19 protein-coding genes and 2 pseudogenes are annotated in these 22,128 nt (G+C 49.7%); 7 read left to right on the top strand and 14 right to left on the bottom strand.

The features are described from left to right. Positions 1–406 precede the first annotated feature (406 nt). Entirely contained in the window at positions 407–901 is a 495-nt protein-coding gene (locus tag BLS62_RS32795) for a DNA adenine methylase (protein WP_200798469.1), read from the top strand. Continuing rightward, the gene (locus tag BLS62_RS32790) at positions 898–1,206 is read left to right on the top strand and encodes a DNA adenine methylase (RefSeq protein WP_348271862.1); all 309 of its coding nucleotides are present in this window, start codon (positions 898–900) and stop codon (positions 1,204–1,206) included. Before BLS62_RS32795 ends, BLS62_RS32790 begins: the two co-directional genes overlap by 4 nt. 503 nt (positions 1,207–1,709) lie before the next feature. On the opposite strand, the gene BLS62_RS05065 is transcribed toward BLS62_RS32790, so the two are convergent. From BLS62_RS05065 to BLS62_RS05050, 4 genes are all read right to left on the bottom strand, one after another. Then, positions 1,710–2,927: a type II toxin-antitoxin system HipA family toxin gene (locus BLS62_RS05065; protein ID WP_093189951.1), complete on the bottom strand. Its 1,218-nt coding sequence runs from the start codon at positions 2,925–2,927 to the stop codon at positions 1,710–1,712. A 3-nt stretch (positions 2,928–2,930) separates the two neighbouring features. Further along, complete coding sequence (locus BLS62_RS31300) at positions 2,931–3,221, bottom strand: helix-turn-helix transcriptional regulator (protein WP_200798468.1); 291 nt, start codon at positions 3,219–3,221, stop codon at positions 2,931–2,933. A gap of 383 nt (positions 3,222–3,604) precedes the next feature. Continuing rightward, entirely contained in the window at positions 3,605–3,898 is a 294-nt protein-coding gene (locus tag BLS62_RS05055) for a helix-turn-helix domain-containing protein (protein WP_093177776.1), read from the bottom strand. Next, a complete protein-coding gene (locus BLS62_RS05050; protein WP_200798471.1) occupies positions 3,895–4,143 on the bottom strand; it encodes a type II toxin-antitoxin system RelE/ParE family toxin in 249 nt (82 codons plus the stop codon). Before BLS62_RS05050 ends, BLS62_RS05055 begins: the two co-directional genes overlap by 4 nt. Positions 4,144–4,720: 577 nt before the next feature. Between BLS62_RS05050 and BLS62_RS05045 the strand changes: the two genes are divergently transcribed. The 5 genes from BLS62_RS05045 to BLS62_RS05020 all read left to right on the top strand — a co-directional run bounded on the left by BLS62_RS05045 (position 4,721) and on the right by BLS62_RS05020 (position 7,989). Next, positions 4,721–5,476, top strand: a complete 756-nt coding sequence (locus BLS62_RS05045; RefSeq protein WP_159436501.1) for an SWIM zinc finger family protein — start codon at positions 4,721–4,723, stop codon at positions 5,474–5,476. Continuing rightward, positions 5,443–5,883 (top strand): hypothetical protein, encoded by a 441-nt coding sequence (locus BLS62_RS05040; protein WP_093177772.1) that lies wholly within the window; start codon positions 5,443–5,445, stop codon positions 5,881–5,883. Before BLS62_RS05045 ends, BLS62_RS05040 begins: the two co-directional genes overlap by 34 nt. Then, entirely contained in the window at positions 5,850–7,196 is a 1,347-nt protein-coding gene (locus BLS62_RS05035) for a DEAD/DEAH box helicase (RefSeq protein WP_143521521.1), read from the top strand. Before BLS62_RS05040 ends, BLS62_RS05035 begins: the two co-directional genes overlap by 34 nt. A 333-nt stretch (positions 7,197–7,529) precedes the next feature. After that, positions 7,530–7,778: a C-terminal helicase domain-containing protein gene (locus tag BLS62_RS05025; protein WP_348271863.1), complete on the top strand. Its 249-nt coding sequence runs from the start codon at positions 7,530–7,532 to the stop codon at positions 7,776–7,778. A 10-nt stretch (positions 7,779–7,788) separates the two neighbouring features. Then, the gene (locus tag BLS62_RS05020) at positions 7,789–7,989 is read left to right on the top strand and encodes a DEAD/DEAH box helicase (protein ID WP_093177765.1); all 201 of its coding nucleotides are present in this window, start codon (positions 7,789–7,791) and stop codon (positions 7,987–7,989) included. A 429-nt stretch (positions 7,990–8,418) separates the two neighbouring features. Here the strand turns inward: BLS62_RS05020 and BLS62_RS32115 are convergent, their stop codons facing one another. The 10 genes and pseudogenes from BLS62_RS32115 to BLS62_RS04980 all read right to left on the bottom strand — a co-directional run bounded on the left by BLS62_RS32115 (position 8,419) and on the right by BLS62_RS04980 (position 21,945). After that, entirely contained in the window at positions 8,419–8,604 is a 186-nt protein-coding gene (locus BLS62_RS32115; protein WP_244283516.1) for a helix-turn-helix domain-containing protein, read from the bottom strand. A 59-nt stretch (positions 8,605–8,663) separates the two neighbouring features. Continuing rightward, complete coding sequence (locus tag BLS62_RS32550) at positions 8,664–8,837, bottom strand: recombinase family protein (protein ID WP_280141826.1); 174 nt, start codon at positions 8,835–8,837, stop codon at positions 8,664–8,666. Continuing rightward, positions 8,779–9,078, bottom strand: coding sequence for a recombinase family protein (locus BLS62_RS32110; protein ID WP_280141825.1), 300 nt, complete (start codon positions 9,076–9,078; stop codon positions 8,779–8,781). The genes BLS62_RS32550 and BLS62_RS32110 overlap by 59 nt, the downstream gene beginning before the upstream one ends. Before the next feature lie 375 nt (positions 9,079–9,453). Next, the gene (locus BLS62_RS05010) at positions 9,454–10,560 is read right to left on the bottom strand and encodes an HlyD family type I secretion periplasmic adaptor subunit (protein WP_208990687.1); all 1,107 of its coding nucleotides are present in this window, start codon (positions 10,558–10,560) and stop codon (positions 9,454–9,456) included. A gap of 42 nt (positions 10,561–10,602) precedes the next feature. Continuing rightward, a pseudogene (locus tag BLS62_RS05005) lies at positions 10,603–12,346 on the bottom strand (type I secretion system permease/ATPase). 8 nt (positions 12,347–12,354) lie between these two features. Next, positions 12,355–12,897 (bottom strand): calcium-binding protein, encoded by a 543-nt coding sequence (locus BLS62_RS05000; RefSeq protein WP_093177762.1) that lies wholly within the window; start codon positions 12,895–12,897, stop codon positions 12,355–12,357. Positions 12,898–13,065: 168 nt separating this feature from the next. Further along, positions 13,066–14,034: a putative Ig domain-containing protein gene (locus BLS62_RS04995; protein WP_244283515.1), complete on the bottom strand. Its 969-nt coding sequence runs from the start codon at positions 14,032–14,034 to the stop codon at positions 13,066–13,068. Between the two features lie 212 nt (positions 14,035–14,246). Then, a pseudogene (locus BLS62_RS04990) lies at positions 14,247–16,052 on the bottom strand (cadherin-like domain-containing protein); the annotation flags it as partial. Positions 16,053–16,240: 188 nt separating this feature from the next. Beyond that, the gene (locus BLS62_RS04985; protein WP_093177753.1) at positions 16,241–21,205 is read right to left on the bottom strand and encodes a calcium-binding protein; all 4,965 of its coding nucleotides are present in this window, start codon (positions 21,203–21,205) and stop codon (positions 16,241–16,243) included. Beyond that, positions 21,202–21,945, bottom strand: coding sequence for a hypothetical protein (locus tag BLS62_RS04980; protein ID WP_093177583.1), 744 nt, complete (start codon positions 21,943–21,945; stop codon positions 21,202–21,204). Before BLS62_RS04980 ends, BLS62_RS04985 begins: the two co-directional genes overlap by 4 nt. Positions 21,946–22,128 lie beyond the last annotated feature (183 nt).

Genomic DNA, 22,128 nt, shown 5'->3' with positions numbered 1-22,128 from the left:
GGGATGTCCCTTTATAGGTGCTGTATCCCATGACGGGGACATTTTCCCTTGGGCATCTGCAACAGTGGCCTTGCAAGGTATCAGGACAAGATCACTCTCAATTGTGATCGATGGGACTGCTGGAAGTAGCTACAGACTGACCAATCGTATTAGAACGTCCGAGGGCCGAACTTATGACCAATCAGTCATTTTAAATTGCTACGATTGTTAGAGACGTTTAGGTACTTTTATATCTCTCTGCTGCAGGGAGATAGGCGTGTTAGCTCCACGTCCATCCACGGTCTGTCTGGTTAATCAGTCCGTGAGAGCTTGCAGTTCAGCAAAACGGCTCCTCCCTAATTGACATTATACACCCGTTGTAAATTATGGTTGGGAAATTTGCCAAAGCCTGAAAGCTATCCTCAAAATGAATTTGTTTGGAGAAGTCGCTCCGGTTAAAGCTGAACCGGTGGCACCGTATCTTGGTGGCAAAAGCCAGCTTGCTGGCCGTATCGTTGGCCAGATCAATCAAGTCTCTCACCTGAGTTATGTGGATGTGTTCTGCGGGATGGGTGGGGTGTTTTTTAAGCGAAGCTCTGTGGCTAAATGCGAAGTCATTAATGACATCAACAGTGAGCTTGTCACCTTCTTTCGTGTCTTGCGATCCCACAAGCCTGAGTTTTTGCGAAGCTTGGAATATATGTTTGCATCCCGTGAGGAGTTTGAAGCCTTACACAATGCAGATCTTGACCACCTGACGGATATTCAAAGGGCGGTTCGGTTTTACTATCTGCAACGCCTCGCCTTCGGGGGAAGGCCACGGGGCAGTCTTTCGGGACTGCGGTCGAGCGTCCGTCCCGCTTCAATGTCAAGCGTGTGCTCAACAATATCGAGCTGGTATCTGACAGACTGTCTGCTGTGACGATTGAGAACCTCGACTGGCGAGCCTGCCTTGAGCGCTATGATGCGAGTGCAACTCTGTTTTATCTGGATCCGCCTTACTGGGGCGGGGAAAAGGATTATGGCAAAGGGGTATTTGAACGCTCAGACTTTGCAGAGATGGCAGAACAGCTTTCCAAGATCGCAGGTCGGTTTATCCTCTCGCTCAATAATACAGATGAGACGCGAAAGACCTTTGAGGACTTCCGGCAGGATGAGGTTAACCTGAACTATTCCATCGCGAAGGGGACAGGCAGGCGCGTCAGTGAACTGATTATCTCAAATTGAATTCGGAGTAAGGCAGCGGTCTGCCATTTGGATTTTGCATAGGCGCTCGCAATTGTTGATTGCGGGCGTCAAGTCGTTTGCAGCTTCTTTTGTGTGTTGCTTAGGACTTATCTCCATACACAATCTAATGGTTGCCAATTTCAAGGGAAATCGGATGAATGCATCTTGGGTCTATCCCCGCAAAGGGACAGAATGCGACATGGGTTTAGCTTGTTTGTCCAAAAACATTAATATTGATAAGATTCGACAATAGAAATTGAGATTAACCCACTGTATTTTCTAAATATATTTAGGTTTAAGCATGTACAAAAGTAGACGTACAAAAATAAAAAAATGAATTACTTTTGTACATTCGCAAAAATCAGGCCCAAATACTCTGTATTTTCAAAGCACCATATCCCGTTATGGACACGTACAATAACGGTGGTTAAAAGACACCTTACTGACAATAAAGATAAATTGCTTAGCGTACGCCTACGAGCAAAACTTGTTCTGGTCCCTGATTACCAGACCAAATCCGTTTCCTCATGCTCGAAAGCTGACACCATCTCCTTGATTTCCCGCTCCGGTGCGCCCAAAGCATGGGCGACTTCCTTCCAAGTCTTCGTGGCCTTGGCCACTTCCGAAATGATGTGATCGGCATCTTTAGCCTCGAGGAGGTAATTCTCGTGCTGAGAGCGGTGCAGTTCGATGCTAGCATCCGGATTGTCGTCGTTCACGAAGCTCTTGAGCACGCGCGGTTGGTTCGGGATCGGGTTGATGTCGTACGCAGGTGAGAGGTGCCAGCCGCCCTTCCCGCGAAGAAATCCGTGATTGCGCATGTGGTCATCGAGGTTCGTCACGAGGATGGAAAAGGCGACCCGCCTGTAGAGTTCCTCGCGATCCATGTCCGGGGCTACGCTTTCCGAGGTGATCACGTCTGCTAGGTCTAGGTAGCTGTAGCTTTCCCCGTCCCGCCCGTTAAGCATGGCCATCGCCGAGATGAACGGGATCCTGCCCTCTTCGTTCCGATCAAACCGGTGGGACAAAAAGACAGGTTTGTCGTCAGCCATTTCGAGGGTGTGATCCGCAACCGTAATCCCGGCTCGCCGGGCTATCACCATCGTTATAGCTTCCCAACGCTCGACGCAGTAGTTGTCCGTTTCCTTCGGGAATTTCGCTACAGAAAGGCGTCCGTGCTGATCCAAGATGCTGGCCTTCGGCCGTGCACCGCCCAGAGAGCTTCCTGGAACAAAGAGCATTTTGAGGTCTTCGGCGGTCTCTTCCCCACGAAGAACACGCTGAGAGGCTTGGAGCAGATCCCCGAGACTGAGCAACGCAGGCACACCTATCCCTTCGTGCGCTTGGAACTCGTCATCAACCTTGTACCGTAGCGCGCCCAATCGGGTCTCGTCGTTTACGCCCAACAGATAGTCGGTTTCTTGCAGCGTCCTCGGACGTCGTTCCTCGGCTTCGGCCATCCGCCCCTCATAGCGCCGCATGACGGTTCGACCCCATGTGTCTGGGGAGGAGTCCCCGAGCGGTGCGAGCATGTCCTGCCCTGCTTGTGGCACGAACTGCCCCGGACCCAGCGGCATGTCCGGGGACAAGTCAAAAGCATTTTCGTAAGCGAGCCAGCCCTCATGATAAGTGAAGGACACCCGCTCCCTGCCCCGCCCCGCTGTCCGGTGTAGCGTGCCGACTCGGTGCAAACCCTTCCAATCGATCCAAACCTCAACCATTCTTCAACCTCGCCCGCTGGGAAGCCCATCGAGAGACATCTGATCACCAACTAGGTCGTCGAGTTGCCCCCACCCTTTCAGGAGACCAAGCGCCTGTAACACTGCCGCATAGGTGCCTATCTTGACCGCAGGATCCCCGTCCTCGACCTTGGCCACGGTCTGCCGGGTTGTTCCGGCGCGCTGCGCGATGATCTCGGCCGTCAGCTTTCGACGCAGGCGCGCGACACGAATGTTCTCCCCGAGGGTCATGAGCTCTTTGCGCGCTGCCCGGGGGGTTTTGACTGCAGTAGCCATAATGTTACCTCTAAAGAACGTAAGTCATCATAATGTTATCTTGGAATAACCTTATGGTCAATTCGTCACCTTTGGCGGTATCGAATCTGGCCCCATTGGCGTCATTGCAAGGTCTGTGCGCAGAAAACGCTAAGGGGAACATTTAGTAAACCTTTTCATCTTCATAAGTTTACGCCCACCTTCTCGCATTGCTGAGGTGGCGTTCATTAGAACGCTCTGCTGCGCCAGAATCCCAGACATAATCACCCGTGAGGCTGATATGAACCCAACCCAAGGGTGATACGTGTTTCAGAAGGTTTGGATCTGGCAGATGGCTCTGTCCGTGTATCATCTCCAACTCACTTACAGCGCGTCAGGAGTAACAGCTATTCTATCTAAGACAGCTACTTATCCGTAAGAAGATCCTGAACAACCGTAGGCTTACGAGCAATAAGAGCCAATAGGATTTGCGCTGGACCACTTGGATGTCGTCTACCTTGTTCCCAATTTACAAGCGTACCCTTAGCAACCCCAATGCTCTTGGCAAAATCGCTCTGAGAAAGCCCTGTAGACTTTCTTATCCCGCAAACGTCAACGGCCGGAACTTCCACTTGATGCAGCGTAGCGTTAATGTCTTTGCCCTCTGCATAGGCTAAGGCTTCATTCAATCCCTGTGAGACACTGGAAAATGCGCTCATTTTTTATCTCCATACATTGCGCCAATCTTCTTGGATAAATCAACGGCCGCTGCCTGCTCTGTTTTTGTCAGATTACTTTTTTCATTCTTGCCAAAGACAGTTACAAGAAACAACGGCATGTGACTTCCTCCAAATACAAACATCGTCCGGTAATCTCCACTTTTGCCGCCACCCCTACGCGGGATACGAACCTTTCTAAGTCCCCCACCTAACGGGACACCAGACTCAGGATGTGATTGATTAATGCCTCAAGTTCGGTGTTTGACATTATGGCTTTTGCTCGTCGGACAAATTCAGGCAGCTCTACTACAGTTTGAAGACGTGTCATAAGCCCAGATTATGCGCCAATGACCTATATGTCAATGGCGCACTTATTGATAAAAATGGTGGCCGCTATCACTTACTCGCTGCAGAAGAACTGCGCTAAGAGCTATAATCTTTGTGCAACAAAACATGCAAGGAGCTCCTTCATAAGGACGCAGGCCCTTGCTAGCGGAGCATGTTGCTTTTGAAGTGAGTGTATTTTACACGTATCCTCAACAGACCCCAATTTGGAGCTATAACTGAATCTGGTGTATGAGGCTTTTGAGATGGCGACAACAACCTCAGCCTGATAAAAACTGCTTAAGTAAAAGCTCATGCCCCAGAATTGACAGTAACTCCAATTTTAAGATACCCATCCAAGCCTGTTGTTGCCTCGGTTGGTTTTTTCTTTGCGCATGTATAACCTTCGATTTCGCGGGTACAGGATTTTTTGAGGCGAACCCTATGAATTTTCTGAAGCAATTTGACAGCAGGACTCTAGAAAGAGCTCGTTCATATGTGAACAAGGGCTATGTCGGAGAGCTGATTGGTTCGCCACAAAACAATCTTCTTTCGGAGGTGCGCAATGAGTCCGGAGTTGTTTATCGCCAACGCATACAAGCAGCATCCGGGGACACGATAGACGGGGATTGCACCTGTCCTGTGGCATACAACTGCAAACATGTGGCTGCAGCGTTGATCTCCTGGGCGGGGATGAACGGGTCTGTCTTGCGTGATAAACCCCAAATCTCTCACCGGATGCTAACCTGGATAGCGCGTACCAATGAACTGGCCTTGGATGGAGATCAGACAAACGCAAAGTCAGATGAGGAACGACCAGAGGACTATCCGCCGAAAACCAAAGAACGGCTGCTTTATGTTCTGGAGCGTAGCGGGGGTGGGCTCTCAGTTTCAATCTGGAAGGGGCGGGTAAACGCGCAAGGCACCGGGCTGAATGTATCAATGCAGCGCTACAATATCCTGCAAAACTTACGATCATCCATTCCCAAGTTTATTCGGCCTATTGACCTCGTCCTTGTTTCAGAGCTGGCTCAGGCCAAGTTGATTGTTGGCCAGTACAGTTATGGAAGTTATACGGATATCCCCGAAGTGCTGCGCCATTCACCCACTGTTGGTACGGATTTGATTGAGCGGATCTGCAAAACGGAGCGTTGTTTTTCAAATAATGATATCAGCAGCAAACTGGTTTGGTCCGAGGAAAACCGTCCAGTAGATCTAACATGGAACGTTGGGGCATCGGATCACAGCGCCTAGGTTTTGCTGCGGGCGAAGTTGTGCAGGTCGGGGCTGATATGATCTGGATCGACGCAAATGCTGGTAAGCTAGGATGTTTTGAAGGGCAGGTATCACCCGAAATCGTCCGGTTGGTTGAGCAAAGCCCTGAGCTCAATCCGGATGATCTACCGGTGATCGTCGAGGCGCTCCCCACACATCTTGGAGTATTGCCGTTACCAAAACCAGTTCAAGTTAAACAGGTCACGCGAGCACCTCAAACCCGCGTTGCAAAACTGAAACTTGATGTGGCCAAAACCTGCTCGGCAGGATGGTATCGCAAACCTGTGTCAACTTTGCCAACGCTGACTTTGCTGTTTGATTATGAAGGAATTGACGTTGCTTTTGGCGATTTTTGTCACCCCAGTTTGTCAGCGGCGATGAGGTAATCACATTAAAACGCGATAACGAATGGGAGGAGAATTGTTATCTACGACTGGTAGATACCGGTGCTATTCCTCCTTTTGAAGGAGATTTTACACCCAGCGACAAGATGCTTGATGCAGATCTGGTATTTCCTGCGGCCCCTTCACACGATGCAATGCGCTTTACCTTCGATATCTTGCCACAACTGCGCTCCGAGGGCTGGCAGATTACAGAAAATTCCAAATGGCCATACCGTTTATCCGCCGCTAAAGCGCAGTTGTCCGTGTCGACCCAAGCCGAGCCCGGTGAGGGGTTTCAGGGGCATGATTGGTTTTCTTTTGGCTTTCAGGTCAAAATAAGCGCAAAAAATCACGACATTGCTCCTATGATCGCCGCGTTTTTGGAGCAGATCGCGGTCAATTACGACCCGCAAGCACTACCGGATCTGGATTCATTCACCAAGGATATGGACCGGCATCCGGTTTATGTTGATCTGGGCAAAGAAGGCTATACGCAGGTGTCACTCGCCCCCATTGCGGGTGTTTTACATTTGTTCTTGCGCCAGGAGGCTGAAAGGCATCGCTTGCATCCAACCGACGCGCCTCTCGTTGCCGCGGTACATGACGCGCTGAATGGAAGCGACGTGTGCTTTGCTGATGAAGCCGGGATTTTGCCGCTCGCCAGAGCGCTTCAGGCTCTCAGTGCTCAGGACGACTATACACCGCCTGAAGGTCTCAAAGCCAAACTCAGACCCTATCAGGCCTTTGGTGCCGATTGGATGGAACGGATCACCGAGGCCGGATTTGGCGGCGTGTTGGCCGATGACATGGGGCTAGGGAAAACACTTCAGACCCTAACCACTTTACAAGCGCGCCAAGGCCGTGGACCGTCACTTTTGGTGGCACCTACAAGCCTGCTGCATAACTGGCAAAATCAGGCTGCACAATTCACACCTGAATTGCGTTTGCTGACACTGCACGGACTGAAGCGACGGGAATTGGCTGGACAAATCCCCGATGCGGACCTCGTGATAACTACCTATCCCCTATTGTCACGTGATCAGGATATCCTGTCTGCGCAAAATTGGGACCTCATCATCGTGGATGAGGCGCAGACGTTAAAAAACCCGGCATCGCAAATGGCCAAAGCCCTGCGTTTAATTCCCGGCTCTGGCCGATTGGCGCTGACCGGCACACCGGTTGAGAACTCTTTGCAAGACCTCTGGACGCTCTTTGACTGGGTGGTCCCGGGGTTGCTGGGCAATCGCAAAACTTTTGTGTCTGTGTTTCGCACGCCGATCGAAAAGCACGCAGATGCCCAGCACAGGCACGGCTGAATCGGCGGATCCGACCCTTCTTGTTGCGACGCACCAAAGAAGAGGTCGCATCCGAATTACCGCCTCGCACTGAAATCACTCATTATATCGAATTGCCTAAACCACAGCAGGCGCTTTATGAGACCGTACGTGCATCAATGGATGAGAGGGTTCGTGAAGCGGTTCAAGCTCGCGGACTGAACGGGGCACAAATTACCATTCTTGATGCGCTTTTGAAACTGCGCCAGGTCTGCTGCGATCCCGGCTTGGTCAAATCCGAAGCCGCGCGCTCGGTCACCGACAGCGCCAAACGCGCTCGGCTACTGGAACTTCTGATCGAAACTACCGCGGAACATCGACGCGTTTCTGGTCTTCTCGCAGTTTACGACCATGCTAGATCTGATCGCCACAGATCTCGACGAATTAGGTATCCCCTATGTCATGTTAACAGGCCAAACCAAAGACCGTGGCGCAGTATTGAATGCATTTCAAAGCGGGACAGTTCCTGTCTTTCTGCTAAGCCTCAAAGCAGGTGGTGTTGGCCTGACGCTGACCGAGGCGGATACGGTTTCCTATATGACCCTTGTGGAATCCGGCTGTTGAGCGACAGGCAATGGATCGCGCGCACCGCATCGGACAAGACAAACCCGTTTTTGTGCACCGCCTTGTCGTCAAAGGAACAGTCGAGGAAAAATTATGGCACTACAAGCGAAAAAACAAGCTCTCGCCGAGCACTTCTATCCAGTCCCGAAATATCCACAACACCCTGTTTGACGAGCAAACCCTGAAAGACCTCTTCGCCCCGCTTTGTTGAACAGAGAAAAACTCCGTACTGGCAATCGAAAAACTATGCGAGTTCACCCAGACAAAAATACGAGGAAGTACAAATTTTAAATCCTGCGGGACCCCGCGTACCTTTATGCTGACGGACCCAACATGGAGGCGATCTAACCAGAACCTCCTTAAAAGTTCGCGACAGAGCATAAGCATGGAACGGAAGAAAGAACGCACCCAAAGTCAGAGGGCCATAATGGTTCTAAGTAACCTGTCCGCTAATTAACTGTAGGTACGTGCGTATTACCATCAAGGCCACGGCCGCGCGCCGATAAACAGGTCGGATACATAGTAGCGACTTCAAGGTTCCAAGTTAAAACTCTCTTGCAAAATGCAGGCGGTCCATACATATGGCCCACCAAGTCAGCCCATTGATCATCACTTCGAGATTTTCCATATTCGGTCAAATTCAGTCTCTCAGCATCCAAGCTTGTGGCGTTTTGGTGCTGATGCAAAGATTTTCAGCGTAGACCAATTTTCTTGCTTCAGAGCTTTCAAGAGACTTGGTTCTCGCCAATGTGCGGTACACTGTCGGTCGGGAGACGGTAAACATTTCCGCTAGATCGGAAATGGAGTACTCGCCGGTATCGTACATCCGGCGTAGCTCTTTATGTTGCAGCTCCGAGAGTTTGGGTTTCTTGCCGCGCAGTTTACCTAGCGCTCTTGCCGCTTCATGCCTTCGCGGGTTCGTAGTCTAATGAGGTCGGCTTCAAACTCGGCAAAAGTGGCAAGAATGTTGAAGAACATCTTCCCCATAGGATCAACCGGATCATAAACGCTGGCGCCCAGCTGCAGCTTCACGCCGCGCTCTGTGAGCTGTTCGGCAATCCATCTGGCGTCTGGTACAGATCTGGCAAGCCGATCCAGTTAGCAACAACCAAAGTGTCCCCCTCGCGCACGGCTGCCAATGCTGATCGAGCCCCGGTCGGGTGCGGTTGGTGCCGGTTAATCCGTGATCGCTATAAATTCGGCTGGCATCAACGCCAAGATCCGCGAGCGACGATTTTTGGATTTCAAGGTCCTGCTTGTCGGTCGAGCAGCGGGCGTAGCCAATCAAGATGTTTTTCATAGCCAAAATGTACGTTAGTCACCCCTTCACTGCAAATTATTTCGTACTATCTATTTGATAATATCAAATCCGCGGATTCTGCCAAACAGAGCGACGTGAAACAACGAGGTAAAGGCGTACGCATACCGGCCCTCTTACGGACGCTTATGGGCAGTCGCATTGGTCACACTCCCTGACAAATGGGTGACCCGACAATCTGCAAAGCCTACGACACACCAAATCCCTACTTCTCTTTGAGAGCATGAGCGATCTGATCGCGGGGGTTTGATGAAGTAGGAGAGGACTGTGCGTTCTCGGTTTGGATGAAGCCTTCGACTGGCATACCGGGGACGAGGGTCTGTCCGCCAAGCTTTGGTAGTTCGCTTTCCAGGATCCTCAACCGGGCCAGATAGAACTGTTCGCCAGTGACTGATCGCGTGTCAGGTCTGGCGCGATGTTAAGAACTATCGCTCCCAGTTCCGGTGTGGTGCGCTGGTCAAAGGCAGCAAGGCGCACATAGGCGCTTTGCCCCGGCAACAATTGATCCACATCGGTTGGAACCACTCGGGTTTCCACGATGAGTTTGCCGTTTTCTGGCACCACCAGCATGAGAATGTCACCGGGTGCAATTACGCCGCCAACCGTATGCACGTTAAGTTGATGCACATAGCCCGATTGCGGGCTGCGGATATCAATGCGCTTCAGTCTATCTTCTGCGGTGATTTCTTGTTCTTCTAGCTCGGCAATCTGAGCGCGTATCTCCTGAAGATCAGAGAGTACCTTTTCGAGGAACTCTTCATCCAACTGTAGAACCTGAATGCGCTTCTCGCTAATGGCTTCCTTGGTCTGGGCAACCTGCGAGATTAACCCACCGCGCTGTCCCACAAGCTCAGCTCGTTCACGTTTGATGGCCGTGACTTGCGAGGCGTTGATCAAGCGCTTTTCCAGTAGGATGGAGAAGTCCGAGAGCTGTTGGGTAACCAGATCAATGCTTTCCGCCTTCGCGTCGCGCTGCACCGTTAGCCCGACAATCTGCTGCTCCAGCTGAGAAACCTGTTCGCCAAGCTGCATCTTGCGCCCTTTGATACCTTGGCGGGCGGCAAACAGAGCCTGCTCTCCTTCAAGGGTGGCAGATGTGATGGCATCAGTTTTAGCAAGGATCGTAAGCTTGTTCGGGAAGGTGACTTTGAGTTTACTGCGCCATTCAGCAGATAGCCGCGCTTCCTGCGCCTGCATCTGGTAAAGCCGTTTGCGGGTGATTGACAGATTGGCTTTGACCACCGTCTCATCCAGACGGAATAGGACATCGCCAGCTTTGACCCTATCGCCATCCTTAACGAGGATCTCACCGATGATGCCGCCTTCCTGATGCTGAACCTTTTTTGCCTGCCCTTCGACCACGATGGAGCCGGAGGTGATAATCGCGCTGTTAATTTGCGCAACAGAGGCCCAGCCTCCAAGGCCAACCACCAAAACACCCACAAGGCCAATGCCCCAGCCCATATGTTTACGGCGTGACTTTTGAATGCTGGAAAGTGTTGTTGCTCAGACATGTGGCACCACGCTTAACGGTCCGGATTTGGCAGTAGCGGCAGCTGGCGCACTGATCTTGGGCAAGACTTCTTCTTTCGGGCCAAAGGCGGCTTGTTGACCATCCTTGACCACAAGCAACAGATCCACCGCAGATATGGCACTTGGACGGTGGGCGACCACAATCACGATACTACCGGTTTCGCGCATCAGTTTGATAGCACTGGTGAGCGCTGCTTCCCCTTCTGAATCCAGATTGGAGTTTGGTTCATCCAGCACGATCAGGAACGGGCTGTTGTAAAGTGCACGGGCGAGGCCAATACGTTGGCGCTGTCCGGCAGAAAGCAGCGTACCGCCTTCACCGACTGTGTGTCATAGCCATTTGGCAGGCTGGTCACCAGCTGATGTACATCGGCAAGCTGTGCGGCTTCCAATACCTTGTCGTCACTGCGCTCTGGTGCAAAACGGGAGATGTTTTCCGCATTGGTGCCGTCAAACAATTCAACATCTTGCGGCAGATAACCAACAGTTGTGCCGAGGCGATCCTCGGACCACTGGTTAGGCTCTGCGCCATCCAGAACGCATAGATCCGCGTAGGATTGGCCAGACGCCAACAAGGGCACGGACCAGACTGGTTTTACCTGATCCGGATGGCCCGATGATACCCAAACCATCGCCAGCGTTGAGCGCAAAGTTAACGCCTGTCAACGTCACCGCGCGGGCTCCCGGAGGGGCTGTTGCAATCTGCTGCACATTCAGGGTCTTGGTTGGCAGGGGCAATTCCGTTTCAGTGCTGTCTCGTTCAGACCTTCCAGTGCTTTCTCAAGACGGGCACGAGATTGGCGGGCTGCGATAAAGATACGCCACTGACCGACAGCCTGCTCCACCGGGGACAAAGCTCGCGAGGTGATGATGGAGGCTGCAATCATAACGCCCGGAGAGACTTCCTGGCGGATCGCCAGCCATGCACCCACAGCCAGAACCGCAGAGCCAAGTATGAAACGGAAGGCTTTGATGGCTGTTGCAAACAAGAAGCACGATCGCCAGCCTTGGTTTGTGCATCATAGAACTTGGCGTTGCTCTCATCCCACTTGGCGGTCATCGTGGAGCTCATGCCAAGAGCGCGTACAACTTCTGCATTACGGCGGGCACCGGAGCGGGTGTTGCTGCGCTGCGCATTTTGCATCGACAGCTCGCGTGCTGGTGCACGGCTCATAAACTCATTGGCCAGCACAAGAGCGAGGATAATCACAGCTCCGCCCAAAGCCAGCATGCCTAGCCAGAAATGAAGCACAAACACCAGACCCAGATAGATCGGCATCCACGGAATATCAAAGAGCGCAGCTGGACCCTGACCACCCCAGAACTGGCGCATAGTCTCCAGATCGCGGATTGGGTCCACGTTCTTGCCTGCATTGCCCATGCGCAACGGCACGCGCAGATTGGCAAGGAACGCGGTGCGCGACAGCCGTGCGTCGATCTCCTGCGAGATACGCGAAAGCCCACGGGCGCGGATGCCTTCAAGCAAAGCAAAGAACAGGTACAGGATACCGGCAAAACTGGCGATGATCACCAGCGTCGGCACACTGTGGCTCGCCAACACCCGGTCATAGATCTGCAGCATGAACATTGGGCCGGTCAGCATCAACAGGTTGATGACCAGACTCAAGACCCCGACACCTGCATACCCGGACCGGGACGCAGCAAAAGCCTCGGCGACCAATGGCCGCCGAGGTGTATTATTAGAAATGGATGTCATGTAATTACTCAAACAAACTGGAAGTCATCAACATGAAGATCGGATTTCTGTACGCCGTACAGCGTGATGGAATTGTCATCATCGAGGGTGATATAGGTGGTGCTACCGCCCCAATCCTCTGCCTTGCTCATGACATCGGCAAAATCAGCGAACACATCGCTGTCTAAGATAAATTTATCTTTCGATCCAGCGCCTGCTGTGAAATCATCAACGGAATCATGACCAAAGACACTTCCTTCTATCCGGATAGTATCGTCACCTACTCCGCTGACGATGTAATCGTTGCCGCTATCTCCGTAAAAGGTGTTATTCCCTGCCCCACCATGGAGTTCATCGTTCCCTGCACCGCCGTGGAATTCTTCGTCGGCATCCCCACCCCAAAGGGCATCGTTCCCAGCGCCGGAGAAGACAACTTCGAAGTGCCCTTGATCGAGTGAGTACTCAAAATCGCCAGTTCCCACATACTTTATGGTGTCAGTTCCCACACCGCCTGAATACCAAGTGTCATCTTGGTCCACATGAACGATGTCATCGCCTTCGCCACCAATCATGTAATCTGCTCCGCGCCACCGATTAAGGTATCATTACCACATAACCATGGAGACCATCATCTCCTGCACCTCCGATAAGGATATTGTCCGTTGCACTACTACCCCAGAAAGTATCATTCCCGGCACCCCCAGTCGCATTCTCAAAACCGTTTTGAGCCACGGCATAGCTTACATCACTGGATTGAGTAAAGATGATCGTGTCAGTACCTGCACCACCAGAATAAGAGATGTCATCAGCATCAACATAGAGCGTATCATTGCCTTCACCACCGATAGAGTATCAGCCCCAGCATCTCCATAAATCGTGTCGTCTCCTTCATCTCCGTAAAGATAATCATCACCGGCACCGCCATTGATTTGATCTGCACCACCAAGGCCAGAAATAACATCAACATTGGTAGTTCCGGTCAGGATGTCATCACCCGCTGTCGCTAGTGATTGAGCGGCTATCACCGTGAGTGCAAACTCATCAGAGGCAGTTACCGAGCCATCAGATGCTGTGACCTTGAGGGCAAGCGCGCCGTTGAAGTCCTGCGGCGGTGTACCAGAGAACGTCTGGGTGCTGGCATCAAAGCTGATCCACGCTGGGAGCGCCGATCCATTGGCTAGAGAGGCAGACATGGTCAAAGAATCCCCGTCCACATCGCTAAAAGTTCCAGTCGAAACCGTATAGGTCCAAGTCGTATTTTCAGCAACAGACTGGTCTGCCTGAGCGACTGTCACAACTGGCGCATCGTTGGTGGCTGTTACTGTGAGCACGAACTCGTCGGAGACAGTTATCGCGCCATCAGATGCGGTGACCTTGAGGGTAAGTGCGCCGTTGAAGTCCTGCGGCGGCGTACCGGAGAAAGTCTGGGTGCTAGCATCAAAGCTCAGCCAGAATGGTAAGGCCGAGCCATCAGCTTGCATTGCACTATAAGACAGGACATCTCCATCAGGATCGGTGAAAGTGCTACCCGGTATTGTGTAGGACCAGGCGGTGTCTTCAGAAACAGACTGGTCCTGCTGAGCAACAGCAACTGCCGGAGCATCGTTGGTTGCAGTGATGGATAGTTGGAAAATATCTGCGACTTCAGAGGCCCCGTCTGACGCCGTAAGTTTAATATCAAGTGTTCCGGTGAAGTCTTGTGGCGGCAAACCTGAGAAGGTCTGAGTGGTTGCAAAAAGAGAAGCCAATCTGGTAGGTCTGATCCATCTGCCAATGTTGCAGTTAGCGTCAGGGTATCATCATTCTCATCTGTGAAAGCACCAGTCGGTATCGTGTATGTCCACTCAGTGTCTTCTGCAATACTTTTGTCCTGTTGAGCTACTGCGACCACAGGCGCATCATTGGTCGCTGCGACAGTCAGCTCAAAGGTATCAGAGACTTCCGCCGTTCCATCAGATGCCGTTATTTGGATATCTAGAGTTCCGACAAAATCCTGCGGTGGTGTGCCGAAGAGTGTTTGTGTAACGGCATCAAAGGTGAGCCACGTCGGCAATGGAGTTCCATCCTCCAAAGAGGCTGCCAGTACCAGGCTATCCCCATCTATGTCTGAGAATGTTTCAGCAGGTACTGTATAATTCCACGCTACAGATTCTGGAGTACTTTGATCGACCAACACGGATGCCACCACCGGTTGGTCATTCACAGCTGAGATTGTGAGCTGTACAGAGCCGGTTGCTTCAAGTCCACCTGCATCCCTGATCGTATACTCAAACTGAGCTGTTCCGTAGAAATCTTGCAGTGGCACAAACTTCACAACCCCCGCGTCAATCACAACGCTACCGTTGACTGCATTACTGACAGACACCAATTCGGGGTTTGCTCCATCTGGATCATTAACGTAACTCAGTAAGTCACTGACAAACAAAACGAGATTATGGTCTTCAAGACTTGTGAACTGAGCTGTCGTCGCTTCTGGGGCGATGTTTGCCACAAGAACTGACACTTCCTCGTTGCCGTCATTATCAACGAACACAAGCTTTTCTACATTGATAAGTTTTTTTGTTCCGCTCGGTCCGTCAACAACCGTGTAGGTGCCATCTTGGGTAACCGTATATTCTGCCTTTTTTCCTTTTAGAATAACGGTATCGGTGCCAGCTCCTCCATCAACGGTATCGTTACCTCTGCGAGCTTCAATCTCATCATCGCCATTGCGGGCTTCAATATGGTCATCTCCATTAAACGCAACAATAGTGTCAGCGGTGTCTGTGATTGATTGAGACAGAAGGATGGTTTCGATGTCTTTGTTCGTGAAATAAGTTCCGTTTGCTAACTTAAATAGCTCAACTTCTTTCCCGTTATCTGCAAGCTGGTCTTTGATAAGCATCGAGTTGCGCGCAACACCGGCAAGTTCTATGAGCAGATCGTTGCCGTCATCTCCCGAACGCGAGAAAACGATCTCACCGAAGGATACATCGCCATTAAACTCGATGGTGTCCCAGCCTCCATCGTCGGAAACAACATCGTTGTCATAGCCTTCTCCGAATTTGATGATATCGTTTCCAGTTCCCCCTTCAAGGACGTCCTCCCCGGCACCGCCATCCAGAGTACCCCCGTTTTCGTCCGTAAAAATGAAGCCCTCGGAAGTTTGTTCCGTATATCCCACTTTTGTTGCAAATTCTTGGCGGGTGTACTCGGTACCATCAGCAAAGATAAATCGCTCAATCCCGCTGGAAAAGAGAGCTTCCACACCAAAGCTGCTTGCAAGATTTTTCATCCAGTAAGCTTTTGAGATCTCACCATTCGGGCCAAGTTCATCGGCATTTATGGCGTCGATGTTCACTTCAGATAGACGGCCCCAATTTTCCTGAGGGTTCAACTGGTCTTTAATAGTGATACTGTCAGAGCTGTTCTTAATGTAAATTTTCAGGTCGGTGCTATTCTCACCAACAACCTCAAATTCCAAATCCTCAAAAGATATGTCCGCACCAAACTCCAGCTTGTCAATTTCCCTGTAGGTATCGACAGGAAGCTCTCCAAATTCCACATGACTTGTTTGGTAACGAAGGTTTGCTGAGTTTTCGAGAATGAGATCTTCACCAGCGCCACTATTGAAGTGATAGGTATCATCGCCATGCAAGCCCTGCAGCACATCATTGCCAGCACTTGCTGCAAAGGTATCTGCACCTCCAGAACCGATAAGTGTATCATCGCCATAGCCCGACACCATTAAGTCCGCCTCAACCTCACTTAAGTCGAGCTTAGTTCCATCCGAGAATTTTATCGTGGAGGCATAGCTCTCAGATTGAACTCCGACAAAGTTTGCAATGACCGCATATTGATTGACAATAGTTACAGAGTCAGTCGCGCTATAGGTGATCGTAAGGTTTTGATACTGTTCGCCAGATCTAGAAAAACTCAAATCCGAAGCGGTAATACCATCTCCGAAGGAGATGGTTCCACGACCAGATAAGCCGTAAGTTTCGTTAACTGACACGTCAATAGTGTCGTGTCCATCCCCAGCGTCGAACTTGAATGTATCGGAACCTCCGCCCCCTGCCAGGACATCGTTACCCTTACCGCTAGAAATCTCATCACTACGGAATGACCCACGATGACCTGATCTTCATCGGACGAATTGCGCAACTCCTCAATGATGTCGCGGAAGTAGATCTCATCCGCGCCACTGGCGTTTGAAAAGTTGACAGCTGCAAATACACTGAAGCTATCAAAGCTATCAAGGGCAAAGGTCATGCTCCCTGAACCAGCAACTTCAATCTTCATAGCCCAGTTCGTATCAATAAAACTGTACTTGCCTTTGTACGCAGTACTATCGAACGCGACGAACGAAAATGTAAGATCTTCCGGAAGAATGTTGTCGCCAAGATGTACCGAAACTGAGAAAGTTTGAACCCAGCGTTCCTGGAGAATTACATCATCTCCGTCGCCAATATCGTAGAAGAAGGATGGACGTTTGTCAGAAATAATAATCAGGTCATTCCCCTCACCGCCATCAAAATCACTGACGCCACCATCTCCAATGAGGGTGTCATCACCACTTCCACCGTCAAGGGTGTCAGTCCCTTCTCCGCCATAAAGAATATCATCGCCGTCGCCGCCGTAGATATTATCATTCCCTAGGAGCCCGAATATAATGTCGTCACCAGTGGTACCATTGAGCGTTTCGCTCTCATCACTGCCAACAATAGCGCCACTGTCAAAGCCTGTCGTATCTAACATTCGAAGAAGGTCTTTGAGGTTGTAGTCCGCTCCGTTGTCTGAAAATCTGAAGTAGTCTATGCCGGAGTATTGCTTTTGAACTGCAAGCTTTCCAGAGGTGTCTTTGATGCTGAAATAGTAATAATCATCATCTTGGGTTACTTCTATTTGACTCCGTGGAGAGTCGAAAACAATGCGATCGACAGTGCCAGAATATAACTCCTCAGTAATTGAGTGAGTAGCTTCGCCCGCATAGTACTTGTAGGTATCCGCGCCATCTCCGCCCAGATACAGCGTATCCTCAGTGGCGTTCATGTGAAAAGTGTCATTTCCGCCGGTTCCGACAATTTGACCGTCTTCAGTATGGAGCAGGTTTACAATGTCCAGATACGTCAGAACTGTGCCATTGCTAAATTCGAACCTGTCGACAATAGGGTATTGCCCCTTCATCTGACGAATGATTGTCAGGCTGTCATCCGTACCTGAGATCTTGATTTGAAGGTCGTTGTGAACTCCTGCTCTCAAATAGCTAAATTCAAGGTCATCCAGGGTTACATTCGTGCCGAACTTTACCGTATTTATGACGCCTGCTGCCGCTCTGTCGAATATAGTGTCATGACCATACCCAAGATCAAACTTGTAGGTTGAACTCTCATCAGAACCAACCAACTGGTCGTCCCCTCCAAGACCGTCAAGCTCCTCGCTCTTCGCTTGAATTAAGAAGTCTTCTCCTTCAGTCACCGTTTTATTTTCGGCGATGATATCAACAATATTCTTTGTGAAATTAGCGTCGAATTCGAATAGAAAATTCATTTTGGCGACGTTAAGCGAGTCGCTTACGATCGTCAGAGTTTCTCCTGTTGCAGATATTTTTATGGTCAGACGGAAACCACCGCCATCTGCATTTAGAATAAACTCACATTCATCAAAGCCAACCTCAGGAAGTATAACTTTATGTTTGTCCCAGCCATTTCCAATGAGAATGGTGTCATTGCCCTGATTTTTACCCCAGTATACTGAATTTACACCAGAATCTGAATGATAATCTTGACCGCTGCCAAGCTTGATTTTGTCATCACCTTTCCCACCAATCGCGATTGAGTTTTCACTACCGAACTGGTTTCCAGGTGTTGTAATCATCAATATATTGTCGTCTCCATTCCCCCCGATATTGGAAACCATGAAGTCGTCGTATTGAACGTCAAGGCCGATTGAGGACAAGATGTCTTCGACCTTCTGTTTGTAAGCGCTCTTCCCGTTATCAAGCTGCTTTATATCGAAAAACGACAGAAAGACGGTGTCGAACAATTGCAAGCCAGCATGGTAGAAGGCCATTTTCTCGGCCCAACCCGCCGGCGCATTGTCGGCGAGGCGTTGCAATGCAACATCGCTTGAAACCTCTGCTTCCAAAATCAGAAAATGCGGAGGTCTTAGCTGAAGTTCAGGCAGTAACTCACTACCTAAATCGGTTTGAACCATCAATCGGGCCAGCATATTGCGGTGGATCATCGCATACTGGTCTGTCAGTACAGCACCCGCCTTGGGGAGAGGGCTTTTGCTGTCATGCTGCCTAAACTCCGTATCTGCAAAGGCCTCAATTACTGAGATTTTCCGCGCATCCGCGAAAACGCCACGATGAGTGCCGCGGGAACTCGGCTCTAGATCAACTGAGGTGCCTGCCCAACGATACAAAATTTGGTCAACAAGATCACTTACTTGATCAACGCCATCAATACTTAAGTTGGCAAAACGTTCGACAAGCTCAAGGAGAACTGGATCCTCCGAGCAAGTCGTTTGCAAATCGCGAACACGGCCTCCTCCAGATAGGTTGGGAAGTGCAAGTATTGCGGGGCCGACGTTATTTATCGCCTCGTATTTGATGTCGTATTGGTTGAACTTGAACCAAACATCGAGAAGTTCCTGTTCGCCATTTACGCCAGAGTATGTTCCCTTGTCTGTTACAAGATTCTCTTGATTCTTTTCGTTCGCCGGACTTGAGTTCAAAGACAGGCTGGTAACTCCCGCCTCAGCGAGAGATTTCAACTCTTCTGTGTCGGAAACGCCGTCGCCGTTTGCATCTTGCCAGATCTGTAATTGAGAAAATATGTCATCATTTTTATCAATCTTGCCATCATTGTTTGAGTCATAATAGGCTAGAGCATCAAAACCGTTGCCATACCGTATGTTAAGACCACCAGGACCAGAAAACGTATCATCGTCGCCAGAAGAAAAAGTTTCCCCATATCCGAACAGCTCGTTGGAGTCATCGATGACTCCATTCCCATTTTTATCCAGAGCTAAGAGAGCATCATCTGCTGCAACCCAACCGGTTCTTTCTCTGATACCATCACTATCAATGTCAAAAAATGAAACTGAATCAGAAAGCGAAATCAGTTCGACGCCGTCTCCGTCCATATCAAGAACCAACGGAGATCCATAATGATCTGGTGATGGATCGCAGGAGTCGCCACCTTCAGGACCTTCCGGGTCGAAGGAAATTCCTAGATCACCGTTAGACCTCCAGCTCTTAATGGTGAGCTTTTGGCCATTGTACTCGACGGTAAGGCCACTATTGCTGCGATGATAGATTTCTCCTTTGCGACCTTCGATCGTGTCTTCATCGTCGCTCTTATTTTTTTCATCGTCGTCATCGCAGGAGTCTTTCTTTATCTCCCCACCGTTTAGCAATATGCCATTAAAGAAGACTTTTCCGCTATTATCGGAGTCATCAATGATATCATTACTATAAGCGTAATAGGTGTCGCTTCCATCTCCCCCCATCAGGCGGTCAATATCGGTGTCATCTCCTCCATCCAGTGTGTCTCTGGAATCACCGCCATAAAGATTATCTTTCCCTTCATGGCCATAAAGGACGTCATGGTCATCATTACCGTAAATATCCTCACCATCAGAGGAGCCATGAATGTTGTCGTAGCCTGCCCCTCCGGTTATGACCATACGGTTACCATCTGTATCGGTTACTTCAATTTTGTCATCGCCATCGCCCCCATCAACCTGATCAACATTTTTGCCAACCTTAATGGTATCGTTGCCCCCATCTCCAAAAACATGAGTTTGCCCGCTTTCGGCACCTTCTACTGTAATTTTGTCATCACCCGCTCCGCCATGGAAGTCACCGCTGGATTCCTCGCCAACGAGCACGTCATTGCCCTCTCCACCAAAGACTAAATGATCACCGACACCTACCGTAATCTTATCATCACCGACCATCCCATAAATTTCATCGCTATCGGATTCTGTTGGATCAGAGTAATTTGAACCTCCTTCACCAGAGATGACATCATCCCCTTCTCCGCCGTAGATCACATCTGACCCACTTCCTCCATAGATGGTATCAGTTCCATTCCCACCCAAGATCTCATCATCATGATCGCCCCCATAGATGGTATCGTTCCCGGTGCCGCCGTACAGCACATCATTCCCGCGCTGACCATAAATCGTATCGTTACCGCTTCCACCGTCGATATTGTCTGCACCGTACTCTTGGCTATTTTGGTCAGAGCCATGAATGGTATCGTTACCGCTTCCTGCAGCAACCATCGGTGCTTTGCGGCCGCCATTCACATGGATTGTGTTGCCTTCGCGAACATCAACAAAATGACCATAGCCAGCATGTATCGCGTACATCTCGGGAATTTTTTCCTGAGCAAAGAACTCAAGGTCAAACGAGTTCTCTATAGAATCGAGAATGAAAACGGCAGCGTTGTCGGTGACAAAGCTAGCGACAATTCCAGATACAATCCCGACACCTGCTCCAAAAGGGCCTCCGACGGAAAAACCTGCCGCCCCTCCAACCAATGCCGCGGTACCAGCAGCGGTTCCCCAGCCTATGAGCGCTCTGACAGCAACCCTGATGGTGCTCCATTCTACGCTACGGTCAGTCTGATCAAGAACAAATTCATCAACAGCAGAGAAAATTACACCGAAGGCAGCACCAGCTTTGCTAGCATACTTTTGCATTTCAACTAGTTCACCAATAACCTTTTCACTAGTTGCATTTTGAATTGCACTCTCAAGCAAAATATCGATCTTGCTCCAATAAGCATTCAAAGATAGGCCGACTGCAGTCCAAGCATTCTTCTTGTCTTCGGTGGTTAGACCTTCATATTCTTCATTTGAAATAGGATTTGCGGTAACAGTCACTTTTCACTCCATGTCGCGGCAATCACCGCAATTGAGATAAAACAAAAAAAGATAATATTGATCATTGATACGAATAATAAGTTTGTAAGGAAGAAGAAGTCTCCAAGCTTGTAAGCATAGCAAAAGTCAACAACTACGTGCAGTGAAGATCGTTGAGGGGTAATGCAGTCAGACACCATCCATATTAGGGAGGACAATAAAGATATCATAATAACAATACATGTTATTAATGCCTTTTTAGGGTTTGTTACATTGGCGTAAAACAGCAAAGTGCGATAGAATGACTGCGCATGTCTGATCGTATAAAAAGACATCAAAGATGCAGAAGAATACCCAAAAAATAAAAGATAAATCATGTCTTGTGCTTGGTTTACACTTCCTAGGTATTCTGAGTTTGCCTTTAATAACTTATCAAGATCAGTACTATTTTCAGCAATATTCATGACTTGTACTGTACTTATTAGTACATCGACAACGCGAATTATTAAGCCATTATCTAAAGCTAAAAGTAGAATCGGAAGAAGCGGACTTGCGAATATCAATAATGAGGTTTTGAGCTCCGTAGCGTTAATGCTCTCTGGCTTGTCGTTTTTGATAATAGGTAATATGGGAGCGATACAACAGACTGTATATACGAACGGGATACAAACAATGCCCCATGGGAACACGGTCCAGCATGCCAGCGTGCCGAGTATGCAGGCGGTATACAATCCGATTTGCTGTACCATAGTAATTTTCATTGAAAACTAATCCCCAAACTTTATACGTGTAATTAATATATACGCAATTATAACGGCCCTGTTGCAAATAATATTCGGATGCCTGATGTTTGGGTAAAGCAAGAGGTATTCCAGTGAGGGTTGTGTCGCAAAGTTTTCCGATGGTTAAGATTGGCTTACCTTTGGACACAGCTATTCTGCAAG

The organism is Pseudovibrio sp. Tun.PSC04-5.I4 (assembly GCF_900104145.1).
Lineage (GTDB): Bacteria > Pseudomonadota > Alphaproteobacteria > Rhizobiales > Stappiaceae > Pseudovibrio.
The sequence above is the reverse complement of the archived record's forward strand: the minus strand, read 5'-3'. Positions and strand labels throughout refer to the sequence as shown.

Bases quoted from the DNA above. Each gene is read 5' to 3' on its own strand.
- BLS62_RS32795 (WP_200798469.1), top strand. From the start codon at position 407: ATGAATTTGTTTGGAGAAGTCGCTCCGGTTAAAGCTGAACCGGTGGCA.
- BLS62_RS05065 (WP_093189951.1), bottom strand. From the start codon at position 2,927: ATGGTTGAGGTTTGGATCGATTGGAAGGGTTTGCACCGAGTCGGCACG.
- BLS62_RS31300 (WP_200798468.1), bottom strand. From the start codon at position 3,221: ATGGCTACTGCAGTCAAAACCCCCCGGGCAGCGCGCAAAGAGCTCATG.
- BLS62_RS05055 (WP_093177776.1), bottom strand. From the start codon at position 3,898: ATGAGCGCATTTTCCAGTGTCTCACAGGGATTGAATGAAGCCTTAGCC.
- BLS62_RS05040 (WP_093177772.1), top strand. From the start codon at position 5,443: ATGGAACGTTGGGGCATCGGATCACAGCGCCTAGGTTTTGCTGCGGGC.
- BLS62_RS05020 (WP_093177765.1), top strand. From the start codon at position 7,789: ATGGATCGCGCGCACCGCATCGGACAAGACAAACCCGTTTTTGTGCAC.
- BLS62_RS32115 (WP_244283516.1), bottom strand. From the start codon at position 8,604: ATGTACGATACCGGCGAGTACTCCATTTCCGATCTAGCGGAAATGTTT.
- BLS62_RS32110 (WP_280141825.1), bottom strand. From the start codon at position 9,078: ATGAAAAACATCTTGATTGGCTACGCCCGCTGCTCGACCGACAAGCAG.
- BLS62_RS05010 (WP_208990687.1), bottom strand. From the start codon at position 10,560: ATGGGCTGGGGCATTGGCCTTGTGGGTGTTTTGGTGGTTGGCCTTGGA.
- BLS62_RS05000 (WP_093177762.1), bottom strand. From the start codon at position 12,897: ATGATTGGTGGCGAAGGCGATGACATCGTTCATGTGGACCAAGATGAC.
- BLS62_RS04980 (WP_093177583.1), bottom strand. From the start codon at position 21,945: ATGAAAATTACTATGGTACAGCAAATCGGATTGTATACCGCCTGCATA.